The 23,295-nt window shown below is 37.0% G+C and carries 3 protein-coding genes; all 3 read right to left on the minus strand.

What is annotated here, in order from left to right; translation table 11 throughout:
• Positions 1–7: 7 nt before the first annotated feature.
• On the minus strand, positions 8–988 hold the full coding sequence (locus HYN86_RS04395; RefSeq protein WP_230406428.1) for a PorP/SprF family type IX secretion system membrane protein: 981 nt from the start codon (positions 986–988) through the stop codon (positions 8–10).
• Between the two features lie 43 nt (positions 989–1,031).
• Complete coding sequence (locus HYN86_RS04400; protein WP_113676948.1) at positions 1,032–18,731, minus strand: T9SS type B sorting domain-containing protein; 17,700 nt, start codon at positions 18,729–18,731, stop codon at positions 1,032–1,034.
• A gap of 100 nt (positions 18,732–18,831) precedes the next feature.
• Entirely contained in the window at positions 18,832–23,295 is a 4,464-nt protein-coding gene (locus tag HYN86_RS04405; protein WP_113676949.1) for a PorP/SprF family type IX secretion system membrane protein, read from the minus strand.

Here is a 23,295-nt window from a genome sequence, read left to right on the forward strand (position 1 = left end):
TACTTGTTTAATCGTGAACTGGACTTTGTGTACAAGGACAGTTACTGATAGACTGCAAGAAATCAAACCCAATTGTTATTGAGTGAGTTCCAGAATTATAAGTTCCTAGACCGTTAAACATTAATTGGTAAGAGTACGCAAAATAGAATTTAGATTTCATAAAACCAGCCATAGGTCCTGCTGCCAAAGGTTTTGGGAACTGGTCATTTAAGAAACGGTACGAAACTCCAATCCAATAATAATCTTCGTAACGGTTGTAACGTCTGTATTTGAAGTTAAAATCGGTTGTTGAACGCTGGTCACTTGCAAAGTACTGCAAGAAAACCGATGGTTCGTATTCGATTCTTCTGTTTTCTCCATCTCTGAAAGTAAATCCAGAATATACCTGAAAGTTTGATAGTAATTCTGGTTCAACTCCTCTAAACTTATCGGTGTTTTTCTTTAAGACGTTGTTGGCATTAAAACTCAAGTAAAATCCTTTTTGACGGTACAAGGCACTAATATCAAAGTTGTTGTTTGAGTTATAGCGGTTGTCTGTTATCGAAGGATCTAGCGCTACGGGAACCCCGTTTACGTCTCCTGTAAAATTTCCAGTCTCAATACGGAAACTATTAAAGTTGTACGAAATACCAAATGATAGATATTTCTCTGTGTAATAATCTAAAATAAGGTGGTGCGCAAAAGAAACTTTAGCTCCTGTTTGTCTAGTATTTCCGTTGCTGTCATTATAAAATGACAAACCAACACCCGAACGATCTAGAACACGAAAATCGGCATACAATGATTGGTTATCTGGCGCATCTTTAATTCCGACCCACTGCGTTAAACCATTGGCTCTAATACGGAGATTATCTCCGATACCGGCATAAGCAGGCGAAAGAATAAAAGGGTTATCAGCCAAATACTGGGTAAATACTGGTAGGTTTAACTCTTGGCTGTAACTTGTTGTTACAGCCATGAGTACTAAGGATAAAATAAACTTTTTCATTGTAATAATTTTTTTAGATAACATCATTGGGGCTATAATTTTGTTATCTGTATAAAGTGAAATGTCCAACAAATTCTCTCGGATCTTTCGGATCATTCAGTTTAAGAACGTACCAGTAATCTCCTGTTGGTAATTCGTTTCCGTGGTATCTACCATCCCATTTACCTCCTACACGATATTTACCAACTACTCTGCCGTATCTGTCGTAAACATCGAATGTAAGGTCTTTGTAAGCCAATGCTCCACAATCTGGACCGATAGTATTATTAGAACCTATACCATCTGGTGTAAAGTAATTTGGCATACAGAAGTCATAGAATGTTCCTTCTACATCTATCGTAGCCTCACAACCATTTTTGTCTCTTACAATCACTTTATAAATACCTGTTTTATAGATTCTATAAGTGTTTGATGAAGTGAATGGTTCACCATTGAAACTGTATTCGTAAGGAGCAAAACCTCCAGAAGCTTTCACTGTTATTGTGTTAATCTCTGTAGTTTGTTTTGTTACATCAATTAGAGTTAATGGAGCAACAGCATCTACCGTAAATATAGCTGTTGGAACTTCACATCCGTTAGTGTGTCTAGCAACTATGAAGTGATCACCAGCTGGAACATCTGTAAAAATATTACTTGTCTGATAATTACCGTTGTTGTCTAATGAGTAATCTACATCTGTAGGATTATTAGAAGCATCAACAGTAACTATTACCATGTTTGCTTGTGAATTGTTCACACAGTCATAAGTAACCTCAGCTTTTGGGTTAAGCAATACTGCATTTGGTAAAGTTTGCACAAACTCAGCAACACATCCTTTATCATCTTTAACATAAACAGTATGAGCACCGCCTGTTAGATTTGTAAAATCAAATATAGTTTGTGTAGCATCCCCTGCCGTAAATGGCCCTTTTTCATTGTCTAAACTCACACTATATGGAGCGGTACCACCTTTTACTTCAATACTAAATGCACCGTCTTTATCTCCATCACAAACTTCAGGAATCATAGAATTTGGAACCTCAGTAACAATAACTGGGTTTGGCTCAGATATTGTAAAGTCATATAAAACGAAACATCCATTTTCGTCTTGAGCGATAGCCTGATAATCTCCAGGAGCCAGTCTCTCAAATATAGTTTTTGTATCGAATTGACTCATATTTGGAGAAATTGCATATTTAATTATACCAGTTCCTCCAGATGCTACAATTTCTAATCTTCCGTTATTCTCTCCAAAACAACTAACATTTGTTGGCAAGAACTCAGCTTGCAAAGCAGTACTAGGCTCATTTATAATAACTTCTTCTGAAGTAATACTACAATCAACACTTTCAACAACTACTCTATAAGTACCTATTGCAAGGTTTTCAAATATACCGTTATCCTGAGCTGGACGAACTTCAGTACCTGTAAGAGTATAAGTGTAATTACCTAATCCTCCGTAAGCCTGAACAATTATAGCTCCTGTCGCCTCACCAGTACATTTAACAACTGCACTTTCTTTATCAACTTCAAGTCTTAAAGGTTCTAAGGCATCAATCTCAACGCTATTAGAAACAAAACTATTACATCCATTAGCATCTCTTACAAAGTATTTATAAGATCCTACTGGAACTTCAAAAGAAACTGATGAAGCAAATGGTACGCTATAGTTTATTCCATCCGCACTATAAGTATATGGACCTGTTCCTCCTTCTGCAGTTAAAGTCAATTCTGTCAATGTTTGACATGTTTGTGCTCTAGATTGTACCAAGATACCCGTAACTAGAGTTGGTTCTTCAATCTCAATTTCATTTGTTATACCTTGACAACTAAATCCATCAGTTACCGTAACACTATATCTTCCCGCTGCTAAACCACTGAAAACAGGAGATACCACTGGTCCAGAACTTACTACTGGATTTTCAGAAAGATAATTTAATGTGTATAGATAATTACTTCCTTGTCCACCTGTTGGAGGATTTACCGTAATTATACCAGATTTATCTCCATAACACGCAAGCATTGTTAAATTAACTGTTGCTGTTGCTGTTATAGGATCTGGGATAACCAAAGTTTGTGTACTACTAGCAATACAACCTTTAGAATCTCGAACATTAACTGTATATACACCTTCTGTTAAACCAGTAAATGTAAACTGTTGAGAATAATCTACTACAATTGCAGATCCTTTCATTAATTGATATTCGTAAGTATTCCATCCACCTGTTGCCGTTGCATAAATTACACCGTCATTATTATCAGTTACACATGTAATATCCTCTTTGGTTGTTGTTACAACCAATTCATTAACTGGCTGGCTTATTGTAAACATTGTTGTAACAGTACAATATGGTTTTCCAACTAAAGTTGCTGTTACGTTATACACACCTGCTGCAAGATTAGAAATCAAGACAGGTCCTGCATCTGCAGATCTTGTAGTTGCAAGTGAGAATCCGTTTGGACTTGTGATTGTGTAATCAAATATTCCTGCTTCATTTGATGGAGTAGGCTGATTGTCAATAAAAGTCAATTCAACGCTTCCGTTAGCAGTTCCATAACAAATTTCTCTATTAATAGTCACCGCTTTAATTTGGAAACTATTTGGATTGTTCACATAATGAGGCGTTCTTATAGAACATCCTGTTGCTGGGTTTGTAACCGTTACAATGTAATTTCCTATTGGTAAATCTGTAAATATACCTGTTTGATTAGCTGGATTACCTGCTACAGCATTTCCGGCCGCATCTGTAATTACGAAATCTAATACTGGATTAACTGCTGGAGTTGTAGCAACTTCAACTAAGATATCTTCAGGATTATTACAAGTAATCTCGTCTGTAACTCTAATAGTTACATTATCTAAATTAGTGTATGCATTTACTGGTACACTAACTACAGCTGATCCAACACAGTTATTCTCATCATATACATTAACAACATAGTTACCTCCTAAAAGATCTCTTTCTGTATATACATTACGAGGTCCTTTGTAAACAACAACACCGTCCCTTACAAATTCATAGTTTGGATATGAATTTTCTGTACCACCTTTAACACCTGTAACCGTTATAGTAGCCGAATTACTATTGTTTCCAGCTGCACAGCCATATTGAGCAACGACTGGATCTGGTACAATTATTAATGCAGGCTCTGTAACAACAACTGTAGCCGAAGCAGGACAATTTCTTCCAGAAACAACAGCTACTGTATAAGTTCCTTGAGCTAGTCCTGTAAATACTGGACTATCTTGAAGAGGACCTCCATTGATGCTGTATCTGTATTTTGGATTATCATTTACACCTGGACTTGCTGGATCCATGCTGGCAATAATTGTTCCGTCGCTTCCTCCATTACATGTTACTGGAGTAGCAATTGCTTTAAATCCTGTAACTTCTGTCGCTTTTTCTAATTCGAATGCAAAATCGTCAGTACAGTTATTAGCAGTTCCTAAATCTGTCACTACAATTGTGTGAGGACCTGAAGCTACATTATTAAATACTGCTGGAGTAGCTGTTAAAGTTGTAACTCCGTCAAGAGTATAACTAAAGTTACCTGTTCCTCCTGTTGCAGATGCTGTTACTTGACCGTCACCATCAGCACAAGTTGGCGGGGTATTTTTTACTACCTCTAAAACTACTGGCTGTAAAATAGTAATTAGAGCTGGGAATGTAGTTGTACAACCAAATCTATCTTTTACTACTATATCATAAGCTTTAGCAACGTTCACAGTAAATGAAGGGCTAGATTGGAATCCTCCACCAATGCTATATTCGAATGGTGCCATACCAGTACCTGGAGTTACTACAATTTCGTAGTTTCCATTAATATCAGCACAATTAGATGTTACTGCAGCTGTAAATCCTGCTGGCAGTGGACTAGTTGTAATATTTACAAGTAAAGGATCAGAAATACATCCGTTAATGTCTCTAGCATAAATATGCCATGCAGCAATTGCCGGATCTAACTCTCTTCTTGTTTCAGGATCAAATGCACCTGAACCTGCAAGACTTGCATCAACAAATGAATATGTATATCCTGGGTTTCCACCTTTTCCAAGAACTTCTACTATTGCGCCTCTGTTACAATTTGCATCTAGGTTTTCTACTAAATCAACTTCAACAATTGTTGGTTGTTTTACTTCTGCTGAAGCTTTAAAATCACAATCTGTTATATTATCAACAACTGTTATTTCATAAATTCCAAAAGCTAAATTAGTTAACTCAATTGAAACATCTGACGTTACTGTCGATCCTCTAAACGGAGCACCATCTTTAGTAATCGTATAAGTATAAGCTCCTGCGAAACCAGAAACTGTAAAGGTTACTTTTCCATCGTTTGTATTGTTACAAGACATATCTGCAACTGGCTGGCCATCTGCATTTATTCTAATAACATCTTTGATAGTTAATAACTCATTGTAAGAACATTTGTTGCTATCTGTAACTCTGAACAGATAATCTCCAAATGGTAAATCATTGAATACCGCAGCAATTGTATTATCTGCAACTACTTGTGGTGTATAAGCCACTGCTGGGGCAGCGCCATTAAATTCAATGATTTCAAATGTTAACTGACCAACACCATTTGCTGCTGTTACTGTAACATCGCTGTTGTTTCCTGTAAAACAAGTAATAGCTGTTGGTGTGAACGTTAAATCTGTTGGTTTGTTCAATGGTACGATTGGTACAGTTACTACTGGAGTTTCACATCCGTTAGCATCTTTTACTGTATAAGTAACATTTGCAATTGAACCATCATTTGCAACTGATATTCTATCAAGTCCTTGTACATAACCTCTATTATTGTAATTATAGTAATAAGGCGACGTTCCTCCTTGAGGCGTTACCACAATTTCTGTTGTTGTATAACAACCTGCATTTGGTGTAATATTGTGCGAAGCTGTAAGCTCAGCTGGCTCAACTATCGTTACATCAACTTGCGCAGAAGTACATCCTTTAGAATCTGTGATTACCACAAAATATGAACCTGCTGCTAATCCTGTATAAATTCCTGTTGTATCTCCTGTTGTATTTGACGCACCAGAAAGAACAAACGTATAAGGACCGACTCCACCTGCTGGTGTTATTGTTAAGCTACCATCACTTAAAGTTTCACATGTTACGTCAATATGTGCCTCTGTACCTGTTGGAGGCGTTGGCGCTATTATTGTTACAGGATCTGTTGTCACCGAACATGTTGGTACATTACTATCTGTAATTACAAAATAGTAATCTCCTGTAGCAGTAACTGTTTCTGTAAAGTCTCCTGTAGCAGGTCTTACAGATCCTTCTGGAACACCATCGTGATACATTTGATAAGTGTATGATCCTACACCTCCAGCAATTGTAACATCAATTAATGCATTGGCAGGAGAACAGTATAAATCTTGTCTTACTGTAGCACCAGCAATTAATTGTTCTTGAATGATATAATCTACCTCATCAGTACATCCGTTCTCATCTGTTAAGATGATTTTGTATGTTCCTGGAGAAGTAAATGTTGCATTGGCTGTTGTTGGTAATCCATCAATAGTAAATGATTTGCTGCTACCAGTGTAAACCGTAGAAAGAGCATCAAGATTTACTGTTAAATCTGCACCAACAAAACATAGTTGTGCTGGCGTATTAAGAACTGGCTCAACATCACGAGTAATATCAACACGAACTGGTTCAGAAATACATCCGTTTTGATCCTGAACATACACATCCCAAGAAAGTTTTGTTATGTCTAAGTCAGTATCTACAGTAAGAACTGGATCATCTCCAAAAGTAGTTGGTCTTGTTGCACCAGCTAATACGACTGCATATTTATAACCACCTGCTCCACCTGCTTCTGAACTAACTGTTATTTCAGAAAGATCTTTAGAACAGAATACTTTAGTTGAAGTTGCTGCGAAGGTAATAGCAGTTGGTTCAACAAACGTTAAGGTAGCATCATCTGTACAATGAGTTGTTCTATCTTCAACAGAAACTGTATAGCTGCCAGCTACAAGACCTGTTAAAGTAATCACATCACCAACATCTGTTCTGGTGTATGGTAATGCACCTGGAGTCGTTGTTATTGTAACGTCATAATTTTGCGTTGTGCTAAATCCTGTTACAGTAAATTTAGCGCTAGCGTTATTGCTTGTACCATTTAAGCTGTTACAAGAAATCTCTGTCAATTTCTCAGCTGCTACATCAATTGGCACAACATCTTCTACAGTATGATACACTTGAACAGAACAATTGTGATCATCTGTAACTCTAAATAAGTAAGTATTTGGTACTAATCCGGTAAACGTATTAACTGTACCATTATCATGCGCTAAGGCAGCAGGCTCAACAATTTCATATTTCTTCATTGGCCCATAACCACCGCTAACAATAATCTCGACATTCTCAACATTTGTTGGACATACCGGATATGCTGTTACATTAACAGAAGCACTTAATGGCTGATAAGCATTTACTGCCTGGGATCCATTAAAAATACAATCGTTAGCATCTTTAACTGAGTAATTAATTGTCTGCGCTAATAAATTATCTACAACATATTTATTATCATCAACATAATCTGTATCGCCAGGGAACATATATTTATATGGTCCAGTACCTGTTGTAACATCCACATCAACAACAACAACTGCCATATCCTTTTCATTAGTGATAGGATCACAAGCAAAATCGATTACTGAAGAAGTAGCTGCCAACTCGTCTGGCTGACCAATTGTTATCGCCGCACTATTATATTCACATAATTTAGAATCTCTAACTATAACTTGGTAATCATTTCCTTCTGGTAAACCAGTAAACTGGCTAGAACCTGAAAATGGTACAATTACAGTTGCTCCCTTCAATAATTGATATTCGAAAGCACCTATTCCACCTGTTACAGAAATTGAAATTGTACCATCTGAACCATTATAACAGCTTACATCTGTACTAGCTGGTGTAATAGTTGGTAAAGGAATTGGATCTAATTTTACATCTTTTGTTACCTGACAAGTAGTTGTATTGTTACTATCTGTTACTCTAAATGTATAAGTAACATTAGTAGCTCCCGTTTCTAATTCATTTGTAGTCATAGTAGTCCAAGGTCCAGTTACTCCACTTGTAGAATACTCGTAGATATAGTTTGGAGTTGGAAGAATATTACCACCTTCTGCTGTTAATGTAATTACAGCATTAGGACTAGGAGAACAATCTAATGGTTTAGTCACCTTAGCATCAAGTTTCAATTGTGGATAAACTATAAAATCAAATTCATCTGTACAATTATTTCCATCTTTGATAATTAACTTATAAGTACCTGCAGTACTAATTTCAAATGATGCATCTGGTCCGAAAGAACTTCCACCTAAACTATAAGTTGGACCACCAATAATTGCAGGATCAACAGTTCCTGTTATTGTAATAGTAAACGGTTTTCCATCAAAACAGATAGGTGCTGGATGATCAATCAATGGATCAGCATCTTTATCTAAAGTAATAGGGAAATCTTTAATACATCCATAAGCATCTAATACATAAGCTTTGTAATTACCTGCATTTCTAAAGAATGTGTTAGGAGTATCCCATCTTAAATCTGTTTTATTAGGAGCTGCATCTGTATCTGGCAATAACATGTATTTGTAATACGCCGGTCCTGTCGCTGGAACAAAAGCAGTTCCATCTTTACCAGTAACAGTAATAACTCCAGAATTTACAGCACAATTTGCATTGTTAGAAACAGAGGCATCAATTAGTAAAACTTTTGGAGACTCTTTAATATTAAAGTTATATGAAGATTTACCACAACCTGCATTAGCACCAGAAGTTTCTGTAATTAACACATAGTACGTTCCTACTGGCAATGGAGTGATTGCTGCTGGATCAATAGTAACTGTTCCACCTACAGGAATTGTTCTTGAACCTGTATTAGTAGTATTAATATTCGTATAAGCATTAACAATAGTATAGGTAATATCTACAGGATAAGCATATAAATTTCTAACATCAAAACTTACATTTCCATCATTTGCTCCAAAACAAGAAATGTTTTGTGGAATAAAGTTGTCTATCTCTAAAGTTGAACTACTTGGAATTGGTCCGTCTGAAGTTTGGAAATAATAACATTCTGTATCTTCATCATATATGATAAAAGTATATGTTTTTCCTGGTACAAGACCCGTAAATTCCGTCGATTTACTATCAGCTGGAATCTCGTCAATCCATCCATTAGCAATATTACCTGCTGGATCAGCAGGATTCCATGTTTGACTACTACCATTATAGATATTGAAGTGGAATGGTCCTGTTCCTGCAAAAGCTGATAAAATTTTTACCGTTGCAGAACCACCGCCAGAACAAGTAGCTGAAGTGCTTACTTCAATGTCAAGCTCATCTACTGGCGCCGCAATTAAAATATCATTGATAGTAGCGAAACAACCATTTTGATCTTCTACTCTAATTTGATATAAACCGAAATCAACAACATTAAAGACTGCGCTAATACCATCCTCACCAGGCAAAGATCTACTGTAATTATTAATACCTGTTACATAATAAGTATAATTTGGAGTACCACCTGTTACGCCATTAATTATAATACGTCCTTGCGTAATTCCGCCTCCAACACATTTTAAAGATTCTGGAGTAAAACTAATAGTAATAGGATCTGGTTCAGTAATTCTAATATTTTCAGTATCAAAACATTCCTTTGAGTCTTTTACAGTAACAACATAATATCCAGCTGGAAGACCAGATGTTTGCGTAAGAAAATCTCTAACCAACATGGTATGAGCCGCATCAGAATATTGTTTAACATTAATTTCAAAAGGACCTACTCCTTTTGATGCGTCATATACTACACTAATTGCTCCAGTACTTTCGCCATTACAACCAATAGATTGAGTCTGAGTAACAGAAGTAATTTCTGGATCAACTTTTTGAACAATATTAATTGCTTGAGTAGTTGAAACTGTACAATTATTTGCATCAGTTACTGTGAAAGTATAAGAACCTGGTGTATTAGTAGTAAATACATTGTTTGTAAAAGTTCCTGTTGTAGGATTGCTTGTATAGTTATAAGCCGTTCTTCCTCCACCAGCGGTTAATGTAATTACCGCCGCTTCATTTCCTGTATGACAAGTAATATTTTTATCTAGTTTAGCCGATAATGTTAATACATCGTATACTGTAACCTCGTTACTATCTGCTGTACATTGGTTTCCGTCTTTAATGGTAATAATATATTTTCCAGCAGTTGTAACTTCAAATGTCGGATCTGTTTGGAAAGACCCTCCGTTAAGACTGTACGATAAAGGTGCTACTAATCCTGTGCCTGGAGTAGCAGTAATTACATAAGTACCAACTCCTAAACATCCAGCTGTTGCTGCAGTAACAGTTGGTGCTGGAGCTGTGCCAATGGTAATTTCTAATTTAACTTGACATTTATTAGCATCTACAACATACACATCCCAGTCTGTATTTGTCAACGGGTTAAGATTAGCGACTGGCGATGGAGATAATGTACCTATTTGCTGTCCTCTTTGAACAAATGAGTATTTATATGATGGTGTACCATTTGATGCTGTAATTGTAACCTCTGCTGTAGCAACCTTACATGTTGCATTTACAATCTTTTCAACTGCAGACAAAGGAGCTGTTGGCTCACCAATGATAACGTCATCAGAAGCAGTACATCCAGTTGTTAAATCCCTAATTGTAACTATATAAGTACCTTTTTCAAGATCTGATAATGTGATAACATCACCTGAAATTGTTTGTGTGAAAGGCAATGATGCAGGCGTTGATGTTACGTTAATTGTATAATTTTGAGTAGCACTAAATTTCGTTACATTATATTTTGCTATTCCAGTGTTGCCACCATTACATAATACATTGGAGAAAGTCTGACCATCTATTGCAATTTGAATAGCTTTCTCAATTTTTAAATCATTTACAAAATAGCATCCGTTTGCATCTGTTACTTTAAATCTATAGTCTCCTGGAAGCAATCCTGTAAATAATCCTGAAGATGCACCTGTACTGTTAACTGTTGGTCCAGAAACAATGCTGTATGTTAGTGGTAAAACACCATTATCAGCACTTAATTGAACACTCGAATTAACCGCTGTACATGTTACTGTAGACGGTGTTCCGAAATTTAAAGCCGTTGGCGAATTAAGCGGATCGATTACTACTGTTTGTGGCACTGAAAGACAGCCATTCGAATCTTTTACAATAATAGTAAAACTTTGTGACGCTCCCGTATTTGAAACAGGAATGCTGTTTCCTAGAACGTAAGTCGAGCCATTATTAAAACTGTAAGTATATCCTGTTCCAGAGCCACCTCCAGGAGCAACTGAAATACTAGTTGCTGTTGGATTGTTATTCGTAGGATTACAAGTTAATTTACCTGCTGTAACATTTGCAGTTACAACTGGATTTTCGTTAATCGTTACCTGTACATTACCTTGACATCCTATACCATCTGTAACAACAATATCATAAACACCAGCCGCTAAAGCTGCAGCAGAAGCTGTTGTAGTTGTAGCTGAAACCGTTGTAGTAACTGCTACTCCTGCTTTAGTCACACTATAAGTATAAGGAGCTTTACCAGATGTAGGTGTAATAGAAAGAGTTCCTGTAGAAGCTCCATTACATTTCACATCTGTTTTGCTTGTATTAAAAGTTAAAGTCGTAGCTTTTAAAGTAACTGGAATATCTGCAGTGTAAGCATAACAAATTGGATTTGCAGTATCCCTTACTCTAAATTTATATGTTCCTGCGTCCGTTGCGGTATAAGGACTTGTTACTGTATTATACGGTCCATTATTAAAAGCGACTGCATATGTATGAGTTCCTGTACCTCCACTAGAAGTTAAGCTAATTGTAGTTGATGTTACACAAGTAGTATTTTCTTCAATTTTTGGAGTAATTCTTAATTGCTCAGGAACTATATAATCGATAAAATCAGTACAACCGAATTTATCTTTTACTGTTAATTTATAAGTTCCAGGAGTTAAACTAAAAGTAGCTCCTGATACAAAATTAGTACCGTCTTTACTAAACGTTGCTGGCGTCGCAAATGTACCTGTTATAGTCACGCTGATTGGCGTTCCAGTATAACATTGCGCAGCAATTGGATTCATTTCTGGAGCGTCTTCTGTTAAGACAGAAACTGTTTTCTTAACCACACAGCCATTGATATCTTTTACATATACATCAACTGTTGTTGATAAAACTGCAGTATCAACTGTTAAAACAGTTCCATAAGCAGTACTTGGTGCAGTAGAACCACCAATTCCATAAGCATAAGTATATCCTGGAGCTCCACCTATAATTCCTGTTATAGCTAATGTCGAAATAGCATTATTACAGCTGATTTTTGAAGCATTAACTGTATAATTAATTTCAGTAGCAGCATTAATCGTTACTGATGCTGTATTTGATGTACATCCTGTGGCATTATCTTTAACTACTAAAGTATAAGTCCCAGCTCCTAATCCAGTAACTGTTATTGTATTATTATTCTTAGTTAGAGTTCCTGAAGTTGAAGAGAATGTATGAGTATAAGCTCCCGGAGTGCTTGCGCCAGTAATATTGAATGTCGCAGTACCATTTTTTGCATTATAACATAATTCATTAGTAAAGTCACCAGAAACTGTAATAGATGGCGCCGCATCGATAGTTTTAGAATCTGATGTTGTACATCCATTAGCATCTGTAACTCTAAAGGTATAAGTTCCAGGAACTAATCCTGTAAACACACCTGAAGCAGCCTGAGTTGGTGAATTTGGACCAGATGTTACAGCATAAGTAAATGGTGCAACACCACCTACAGCTGTTACTGTAAGACTAGTTGTTGTATTGTTACAGGTAATACCTGCTGGTGTCGTAAAATTAAGTCCAGTTGGCGGATTATACGCTGGAACAACAATAGTGTCCGTATCTATACAACCATTACTATCTCTTACGTTAAACGTAATAGTTTGAGCACTGCTTGTATTTGTAACGGTTAATGTTCTTGTTCCATTATAAGATGTATTTCCTGCACCAAAACTATAAGTATATGTTCCTGTACCTCCTACTGCAGAAACTGTAATTACAGTTGTAGTACTACAAGTAGTATTAGGTGTAACTTTAGCTGAAGCCACAACTTCTGTTGGGTTTGCTAATGAAATATTATAAACTGGAGAAAGACACCCTTTCCCGTCTTTTACTTGATATGTATAATTACCTCCGCCTAAATTAGAAAGTGTTGCAGATGTAACGAAAGTAGTACTTCCGTTAAAACTATATGTGTATTGTGCTCCATTTCCACCTTCAGCTGTTACAGTAAAACTTCCGTTTGTACCATCATGACATTTTGGATCTGTTCCTTTAGCTGTTGCCGTTGGCTCTAATTTTGCGCTTACAGTTACTGCGCTAGTAACTACGCTGCAGCCTTTCGAATCTGTTACTCTAAAGATATATGATCCTGCTTTATCTGCAGGGTAAATATTAGATCCTATCGATGCAAAAGACGTACCTCCATTGGTTGAGACTTCATATGTATAACTAGGAGTTCCTTTAGATGCTCTAATCGTAATTTGAGCATTTGGAGAATTTGTACAGTCTAAAGGTTTTGTAACTTCAGCAATTGCGGTTAATTGCTCAGCTATAATAATATCCTTTATCTCAACTGTACATCCATTTGAATCGGTTACTAAAATTGTATGTGTTCCGTAACCAACATTTGTAAATCTATTAGAATCCTGTGCATTTCCATTATCTAAAGTATAACTGTATGGTGATACACCGTCAGTAGCCGTTACTACCAAAGTTGCACGATCTGTTGTATCATAACACAAATCTGACGTAGAAGCCAACTCTGCTTTTGGAGGAACTGGCGCAATAATTTCTACAGGATCAGAAGCTGCAGACTCACAATTCCCTGAATCTTTTACATAAACTCTATATGTTCCTACAGGTATATTATCTCCATTAGGTAGTTTAGTAAACTCTCTATTGCTTTGATATGGTATAATAACAGTTGTTCCCTGACGTAATTCGTAGGTGTATCCTGGATTACCTCCTCCACCAGTTGCTCTAATAATAGCACCAGCGAGACAAGTTGGTTGTAAAGTTACAGCAGCGATAGCAGTAACAGCTACTGGTGCAGTAATATCTATATCAAATGACTCCGAACAAGCTCCAGTAGCATCGCTTCTAATAATAATTTTATAGTTTCCTACAGCTAAATTATCAAAAGTAAGAGTAGCTGCTGTAGAAGGAGTCCAATTTCCATTGTTAACTTTATATTGATAACCGCTGGCAAAATTCTTAACTTGGTAAATGATGCTTCCAGTACCTCCTCCATTACATGAAACGTTATTAATTTCTGGATCTGATACATCAAAACCTTTACCGCTTTCAACGATAACTTTAATTTTAGTTTCACCGCCACAAGATTCCGGAATTTGACGCACCCAGATATCATCAATAAGCACGTCGTTACCATTAAACTCGTTACTGTAAGATCTAATAACAAAACTTAAATTGTTATAAGCCTTAGGATCTAAAGACAATTCTTTATACTCCCATTTTTCTGTTTTTGGAACAACCCACGGATTATTAGTATCTGTTGTTGCAACGATTGTTTCTGTTCCTCCAACCCCATTTAAATTATTTACTAATTGAATTGTAAGTTTTGGATCATCATGTGAAGTCGATGTTTTTACAATTAGGTTTTCTGCCCATAATGAAATTATTACAGGCTGATCTGGTATTACATCTGTAATAGGTTTACTGTATAAAATACCACCAATACCCGCTGTACCACCAACGTTAACACATAAAAATCTTCCTAACGGATCTTGAGGCACAGTATGGTCTTTGGCAATAATCCAAGAGTTATCGAATCTTGTTCTGATTGAACTTGCAACTGCATATTCTCCATCATTGATCCACTCATCTCTGTTACATTTGTAATCTGGCGCTAAGTGTGTAGACGTTTCATCTTCAAAACAATATCCTGGATTAATACCCGGAGTAGTAGTATAAGATCCTTTTCCAAAATCTTCAATTAACAAGTTACTATAAGTTGGAACCTGTGTTGCTTTATACTTAACGATTATTTCATGTTCTCCAGATTTCACGCCAGTAAATACATTATTAGTAATAGGTACGTTTGGTACACCATTTAAATAATATTCGTATGTATAAGTTGTTTCACCGCTTTCTGCTGGAGTAGTAACTTTTACTGTACTTGTTGCTAAACCGTCGCAACCGTATACAGTATCAACTGTATTGATAATTGGGTTTGCTGGTATCGGATCTAATTTAACTACATAAGGAATTCTAAATGTACAGCCATTATCGTCCTTTACAATAAGCTGGTATTCTCCTGGGCTAGCCGCTATTTCTCTTACTGTTCCAAAATGATCACCATTATCAAAACTAAATTGATATGGTTGTTTACCACCCTCAACATTATTAAATCTAATTTTTCCTCCATCTTTAATACCATCTCCGTCAGGATCTGTACATCCCGCTAACGCTGCAACACCAGCCGAAGCTGTCAATGCAGAGGTTGGTCCCGTAATTTCTACATTTTCAGTATCACTGTAACAGTGTTTTGTATCTCTAGAACCATTACTTGTTGTATAAGTAATTGAATATCTAACTTTAACTTTATAAGTACCAGGCTCTAAATTAGAAAATACTGGATTTGTCTGATAGCTTACTCCATCATTAATACTATAAGCCATAGTATTTCCATTTGGAACTATATTTTCAATTTTGATTGAAGAAGTACCATCATAACATAAACTGCTTGTAGCGTTTACTGTATAAGTAGGTTTCGAAACTATTGGAATATTAATCGAAGTTTCTGCCTTACAACCTGCATCGTCAATTACAACAATTTCATAGAGACGGCCTTCTGTTATAGTTAAAGGATTTTCATTAATATAACTAGTAGCACCATTTACAAAATAATGGTAAGGTGCTTTTCCGTTTGACGCTGATAAAAAAAGCTGACCAGGACTACAAGCCGTTAGTGGTTCTCTCAAAGTTGCCGTTACTCTTAACTGACTGGTCGGCGGTGCTATTCTAAAATAAACTGATTGATCGCAACTTGGCTGCGGATTACCATTTCCTATTGCACTACTAGTAACTCTCACCCTGTAATTAATACCATTTGTACCGTAGCTCAATGAAGCAAAAGTATATTCAAGATCTGAAACAGGTCCCGCGCTTCTTTCTATTTGACCAGTATTTTGGTTATATAGATAAATATAATACTCAGCATTGTAATCTCTAACTCCAATTTTAATACTTCCCGTATCTCCAACACAAACTGGTTGAGTTTGCTCATCACGCAAATTCATGCTCCTATCTCTTACTTGGATATTTTCTATTTTAAACACACAAGGAATTGAGGTTACCCCTTGTTGTCTAATAAAAACCGTATAAGAGTTTGCACTGTGAATTGGAAAAGTATTACTCGTCTGCCATTCCCAATCCTGAATAGTTGCATTTGGATCTGTTTTAATAGCATATTGGTAACCACTCGGAACATCAAGTATCTTTATACTTCCACTTTGTCCACAAAGACGATCAACATGTTCTTCTCTTGGATTTAGTGGGTTTGTAAATACGTTAAAATAAAATCTGCTAAAACAACCGCCTGCATAATTAATTGTTAAGCGGTATTGTCCTGCATCTTTAACATTGTAATCTGGTCCAGAAGCTACAGGCTGCCATGCGCACGAAGCATTTTCGTTTGCACATCTATCGTTGCTAACCGCAGGACAACTAGCTGTATCTAATCTTTCCCAAACAATATTAGAACTATCTGTTATTCCTGTTTTAATTAATTTTGAAGCATTTGCCCCACATAAAAATATCTTTGGTAATTGTTTTCCATCATTAGGACAAGTAACTATTTCACTCGCATAATCATTAACAGGATTTACAACCGTGGTCCCAAATCTTGTAACAGTAAATGCTTCATAAATAGATCGACATGGTGCAGGAGCAAGATTGTAAACATAATAGGTTCCTGGTTCTTTTGCTGCAAAAGTCTGACCTTTTCCTATTTCTTTTGTTCTGGCCTCATCGCTATACCATGTGTAAGTTGAATAACCATCGGCAGCAACCAAGTTAACGCTTTCAGTACATAAAGTAGCTGTTCTATTATATCTACATCCAGCAACTCCTACCAAGAAGTTTGTCGCTTTTGGAACCAAGATACATCCCGTGTTAGTATTAACACTTGGGTCATCAGAAATCGTAAATGAAGTATTCTGAGTTCCCTTATATGTGGCATAAGCAGAGTTGTCAATACTATCAGAGCAAGCCTCATCAAGCATTGTACAGTCAGGAATTACTTGAACTTTTAATTCAATTTCTGTTTCTGTTAAACGTCCCGCTTTAAGAAGAGCTGGGTTTGTAACTTCAAAAACAATATTACGTGTTGCTGGAGTCCAAGATTTTACTCGCACGCCTGGAGGTAAAACAAGATCTCCCGGATAATTAAAAATTACGTTTATTGGCAATTGATCACGAATCGTAAACTCTGTTGCATCATCGTTACCTGTATTTCTAAAACCAATAATATAGTTTAAATGCTGGCCTAATGTTACATTTTGCCCACCAATATTAGCTCCCTGATCATTTTTTACAATTTTAGTTAAAACTATTTTGGGCTCAATAATTTCGACATTAAATGCATTGAAGAAAAGACCATATCCATCACCATTGGTCTTTAACTTTAGTGTTGCCTTAGTATCATTATTTTTAATAATGACATTATTAACCGTATTACCTAATTTAATAATCCCAGAGTCATACCCCAATGTGTTCGCACTATTTGGAGTTCTATCAGCTACATTATTAAAAGCTCCATCAACATTATTAATTGTACTATTAAAGAAATTGTTTACTGGTCTTTGATCTGTAAAAAGATCTGTACCGTTTAAAGAGTAACGGTCTCCAGTAGTATTATTATCCCCTTCTATAGCAGCAAAAGCCAGCTTTACTTTAACCTCTCCATTTGGTATTGTTTTAAATCCAGAAATTTCATAATTAACATCAGGACTATTTGCTTTAATAAAACGGAAACCATCAAACGACGTAATATATTTAGCGCTTAACTTAGGATCTTCATAAACCACAAATAAAGACCATCCGGCAGCAAATCCACCATCAATTTGACCGGCAGTAGCTATAACATTTGCAAGTGTATAAGTCCCCTCAGGATTTGTTAGACCCTGTATTAATTTTGTTACATTAGAATAATAGGCATAGATGACCTGAGATCCATTTGCAGTATTTGGAGTATTTTCATAATAATCATAGATCTTCTCACCTTCTATTTTTTGGTAAGTATTGGTATTTGCAAGTTTAAACTCTACAGATCCCAGCTTTGTACGATCCACAACTTTGTTTGTAACATCTGCTATACTGTAAATACCTGTCCAATAAAGACCTGCATAAGCAATCTTATAACATTCTTTACTTGCTGTTGGTATTGCTAATGTTGCAGAACTTGAACTAAATCGTCCTCCACCCGGATCAACATTAATGTATCCCATCTGAAAACTATTATTGTCCGATCCATCATTGTAAGCATTATTTGGACGCTCGTTGTTTCTGTTCCTATCTCTATTCAAAATATTATTCCCAATCAAAAGCATATCTCCTTTTAAGCTCGTATCGTAACGAGGAGTAAAATTCTTTTGAGCGAAAACAATAAAAGTTTGTATAAAAAATAATACAACTAAAACTGATTTTAAAGTAGTAGGTTTCTTCATATTTTTATGGTTTCAGTTTAACTAATTGCCTTTCGAAGGGGCATTCAAAAAAACAATCTGCAATCTTAATTTATCTCTATTCTTAGATTATTATTATTTGTTAATTCTCGACTTTTACAATAGCCATTTTTCCGTTGTATGGTTTACTACCCTTTGCTTCTAATGCTTTAGTTGCATCTTGTAAACCTTCAAACTTCTCGTAATAGATATAGTATTTACTTGTTGCTACATTGTAGAAGAAATTCACATCTGTACGACCGGCAGCAACTGCTTTAGTCAAGAACTCATCACGCTTCTGTACACTGTTATGAACTGCTATAATCAAATAATAACCGCTGTCAGAATTCTTAATATTCTTAATAATCTGCATATTTGACTGCTCTTCTCCAAAATCAAAATCGTTTGCTGTCAATGGTGTATTACTTACTTTTGTTGTCTCTTTAATACGTTTTAGAGCGGCAACGTCCTGCGCATATCTTCCTTGATCATTCTCATAAGCGGCACGTTTAATTCTACGTTTACGCTCAATTTCTGTTTCTGTTTTAATACGCTCCAAGTCCGCTAGTAAAGCAGCTCCTTCTCTTTCCATTTTTAATTGAGCCGCTTTTAATTCGTTTATCTTATCCAGATACTCTTTATTCAATGGATCATTTTTAGGGAACTTTTTAAGTCTATCATTATACAAGGCCGATAATCTGTCGATCTCATTTTTCATGCTTTTATTGGCATCAGCAATCTGAAGTTTTAAAGCTTCGATTTGACTATTTTCTGCCGCTACACTTTTAAATGGCTTTGGCTCTCTATAGATTCCTTTTTCACTTAAGTCATTTTCTTCTTTTAAATCGTTCAAGTCTTTTTGCTTGTTTGCAACAGTTGCTTTAAACTGATCTAACAAATCGTTTTGAATTTTACTAGAACTTTCAACCGATTGAGTCAAGCTTTCAATTGCTTTTCCAGTATCATCTTTAGCCGTAGCAAGTGCAGCAGCATCGGCTTTTGCCTTAGCTTCTGCAGCTAATTGTGCTTGACGCTCTTCTTCTTCTCTAAGTCTTCTAGTTTCCTCTTCAGCTTTTAATTTCTCTGTTGCTTCAGCATCGGCTTTCGCTTTTGCATCTGCAAGAAGTTTAGCTTGTAAAGCTTCCATATCAGCTTTTGCTTTCGCGTCTGCAGCAAGTTTAGCTTGAAGTGCTTCAGCATCTGCTTTTGCTTTTGCGTCTGCAGCCAATTTAGCCTGACGTGCTTCTTCTTCTAATCTTGTTTTTTCTTCAGCTGCTTGCTTAGCCTTTAATGCATCGGCATCAGCCTTAGCTTTTGCATCTGCAGCTAATCTTGCTTTTTCTGCTTCGGCGTCAGCTTTCGCTTTTGTATCTGCTGCTAGTTTAGCTAAACGAGCATCTTCTGCTTCTTGTAATTTTTTAGCTTCTGCTTCTGCTTTCGCTTTTGCCGTAGCTTCGGCATCTGCCTTAACTTTTGCATCTGCTAATAATTGAGCTTGTAAAGCTGCCATATCTGCTTTTGCTTTTGCATCTGCAGCCAATCTTGCTTGTTCCGCTTCAGCGTCTGCTTTTGCTTTTGCATCTGCCGCTAATTTAGCCTGGCGGGCTTCCTCTTCAACTTTTGCTTTCGCTTCTGCAGCCTGCTGTGCTTTCAATGCCTCAGCATCCGCTTTTGCTTTTGCATCGGCTGCAAGTTTAGCTTGAAGCGCCTCTGCATCGGCTTTCGCTTTTGCATCTGCAGCCAGTTTAGCTTGACGAGCTTCTTCTTCTATTCTTGTTTTTTCCTCAGCTGCTTGTTTAGCTTTTAGTGCTTCCGCATCTGCTTTTGCTTTTGCATCTGCAGCCAATTTAGCTTGAAGTGCTTCTGCATCGGCTTTTGCTTTTGCGTCTGCTGCAAGTTTAGCTTGACGAGCTTCTTCAGCTTCTTGTAATTTTTTAGCCTCTGCTTCCGCTTTCGCTTTTGCTGTAGCCTCAGCATCTGCTTTAACTCTAGCGTCTGCAATAAGTTTAGCTTGTAAAGCTTCCATATCAGCTTTTGCTTTTGCATCTGCGGCCAATCTTGCTTGTTCAGCCTCAGCATCAGCTTTGGCTTTTGCTTCAGCAGCTAGTCTTGCTTGCTGCGCCTCTGCATCGGCTTTCGCTTTATTTTCAGCTTCTAATTTCGCTTTTGCCGCTGCTTCTGCATCAGCTTTCGCTTTTGCATCTGCAACAAGTTTTGCCTGAAGTGCTTCTGCATCTGCTTTAGCTTTCGCTTCGGCTGCTAACTGCGCTTGGCGAGCTTCTTCGGCTTGTTTTATTTTTAGTGCTTCTGCATCTGCTTTGGCTTTTGCTTCAGCAGCAATAAGAGCTTGTCTTGCTTCTGCATCTGCTTTTGCTTTTGCTTCAGCAGCTAATTTTTCTTTAAGTGCAGCTTCTTCAGCAGCTTTCGCTTTTGCATCTGCTGCTAGTTTAGCTTTATTTGCGGCGTCTATAGACGTTTTTGTTTTTGCTTCTGCAGCCGCTTTTGCTTTAGCTTCGGCTGCTAATCTAGCTTGTAATGCATCTGAATCCGCTTTTGCTTTTGCATCTGCAGCTAAGATTGACTGCATATCTGCAGCTTCTGCTTTTGCTTTTGCATCGGCTTTACGTTTTGCTTCAGCAGCATCTGCTTTGGCTTGATTATCTGCTATTAATTTTAATCTTGCAGCTTCTGCATCTGCCTTAGCTTTTTCTGCAGCGGCTAGTCTTGCTTGTCTTGCGGCTTCTGCATCTGCTCTTACTTTTTCAGCAGCCGCTAATCTTGCTTTAGCAGCAGCTTCTGCATCTGCTTTTGCTTTATCAGCAGCTAATTGCGCTGCCGTTTTTTGTGGAGCAGCAACTGGTTTTGCTTCCGCAGCTTTTGCTTTTGCAGCAGCTTCGGCATCGGCTTTTGCTTTTGCATCTGCAGCTAATTTTAATTTCATTGCCTCGGCATCGGCTTTAGCTTTATCAGCAGCTAGTTCAGCAGCCGTTTTTTGTGCTGTTGCAGTTGCAGCTTTAGCTTTTGCAGCGGCTTCAGCATCTGCTTTTGCTTTTGCATCTGCAGCTAATTTTAATTTCATTGCTTCGGCATCGGCCTTAGCTTTATCAGCTGCAAGTTGTGCTTGTGTTTTTTGTGCAGCAGTTGCGCCTGGTTTATTTGCAGCAGCTTGTGCTCTTGCAGCAGCAGCAGCATCTACACGTGCTTTATTATCTGCAGCCAATTTAATTCTGCGCTCCTCTGCATCTGCTCTAGCCTTATCTGCGGCCAATTGCGCAGCTGTTTTTTGAGTTGCAGCAACTGCTCTGTTTGCTGTTGCTGTCTGTGCTCTTGCGGCTGCCGCAGCATCTGCTTTAGCTTTTGCATCAGCAGCTAATTTTATTTTAATAGCTTCAGCATCTGCTTTGGCTTTATTGTCAGCTTCTAATTTTGCTTTTGCAGCAGCTTCGGCGTCAGCCTTAACTTTTTCTGCAGCAGCAAGTCTTGCTTGTTTTGCTTCGGCATCGGCTTTTGCTTTTGCTTCAGCAGCTAGCCTGTTCTTTTCGGCAATGTCAGTTCTGTTAACTTGTGTTGCTTGCGACTTAGGTTTAGCCGGAACAGGTTTTGGTTTAGCTGGATCAATTAATGATCCTTCCTCATCATCTCCGTAGTAGTAATTTCTGTTTTTGAATTTGTAGGCAATAACGAATTCATGAGATCCGCCTAAGTTTGAGAAATTGCCCATTCCTCTTTCGTAATTGTATTCAATAGCAATACTCGGAGAAATATTAACTCCAAGTCCCGCTGAAACTCCGTATAAAGTGTTATATCCTGCTTGTGCCCAGATTCCTTGTTGAAGTGCCAGCATACCAAGCCCAGAAATAACTGTTTTGTCTTTTTTAATTTCTGTTTTTACAATACCAGAGAATTTACTTCTGTCAAAAAAACCATAGCTGTCAATGTATCCCGTGTACATAGCATGAAGTTCAATTGCTCTTTCTGGATCATCTTGCACCATTCCAGATCCGAAATTGTAAAGTACTAAATTGTTAATCGACAATCCGAAATCTAGAAAAGCAGTACCATAATTAATCCCTGGATTAACGGTAAGAAGTGTACTTTTTGGGAACTCTCCGTTTAGAATATCTGAATCGTCTGAGATAATTTTTCCAGTATTTAAACCACTTTGGTAGGCACCAACATTAATACCAAAAGTAAGGTTGCTGTCTTCTTCTAAAACAATATTGTGAGCAAAGTTTCCTACTGCTCCGAAGACTGTCATTAATCCGTAATTCTGTTGAAAAAGACCAAAAGCAAATGCTTCGTTCTCTCTAAAACGACCCGAATAATTAAACAAATAAGTGTTTGGCGCATCATCAAACTGCGTCCATTGTCTTTTATTGTAAAAACTCACATACGGATTTGTCTCTCTAACAAAACTGAATGTAGGGTTAAGTAAATATCTATTAAACTTTAAAGAATTTCTGATAGGTAATGAAAACGAAACAACTCCATCCTCAGAAGCATCCTGAGCATAGAGTACATTTGAGAAACCGTAAAATAAAGTGATGAATAGTAAAATTTTCTTCAT

This window comes from Flavobacterium fluviale, assembly GCF_003312915.1.
GTDB lineage: Bacteria > Bacteroidota > Bacteroidia > Flavobacteriales > Flavobacteriaceae > Flavobacterium > Flavobacterium fluviale.